This is a genomic window from Bacillus sp. LR--39 (assembly GCF_053613335.1).
The window spans coordinates 1-617 of the sequence record NZ_JBSIOT010001148.1; the positions used below are offsets into that span (position 1 = coordinate 1).

The 617-nt window shown below is 44.1% G+C and carries 2 protein-coding genes; one reads left to right on the top strand and one right to left on the bottom strand.

Annotation, left to right across the window (positions count from 1 at the left end):
* A partial coding sequence (locus ACWHAR_RS29045; RefSeq protein ID WP_452088690.1) for an MbtH family protein occupies positions 1–197 on the top strand: 197 nt, incomplete at its 5' end.
* 44 nt (positions 198–241) lie between these two features.
* On the opposite strand, the gene ACWHAR_RS29050 is transcribed toward ACWHAR_RS29045, so the two are convergent.
* On the bottom strand, positions 242–617 hold a 376-nt coding region (locus ACWHAR_RS29050; RefSeq protein WP_452088691.1), incomplete at its 5' end, for a DUF2278 family protein.

Here is a 617-nt window from a genome sequence, read left to right on the forward strand (position 1 = left end):
TTGAAAATGCGGATGGCACATATTTGGTGCTGGTCAATGAAGAAGGCCAATATTCCCTATGGCCGGGTTTTATAGATGTGCCGAGCGGCTGGACAGTCGTTCATGAGGAAAAAGGGCATGAAGCTTGTTTGGACTATATCCAATCGCATTGGAGCGATATGAGGCCAAACAGCCTAAAGACTGTTGAAAATGTGTAATCGTATCAAAAAGAGACTGCTCGCCGCAGTCTCTTTTTCTAATCTTACGCAGACGTTTGGGTATGATCACAATCCCTGACCGGGTTTCCGTTTTCATCGGTACACCAAGATTGGGATAAAAACGCTAAAAACACAGCGGCCCACTGATCTGCAAACTGAATCAGAATACCCCCGTCATGCCAAGAGCCGTTGTCTTTTTTCCAGCGGGTATCCATTGCATTCCCTTGATTCATATGGATATTGTGCATGCCGTTGGTCGGGGTAAAGCCGAATATTTTATCTGCAGCCTGTTCAGGTCCGAATTTGGAACCGAATATATAAACCGGCGCTTTCTCATCTTGTGCTTTCTTCATATAGGTTTCAATAAAATCATTTAAATCATTATCAGGTCCCGTGATTTCATGAGGCAAAGGCTTCATT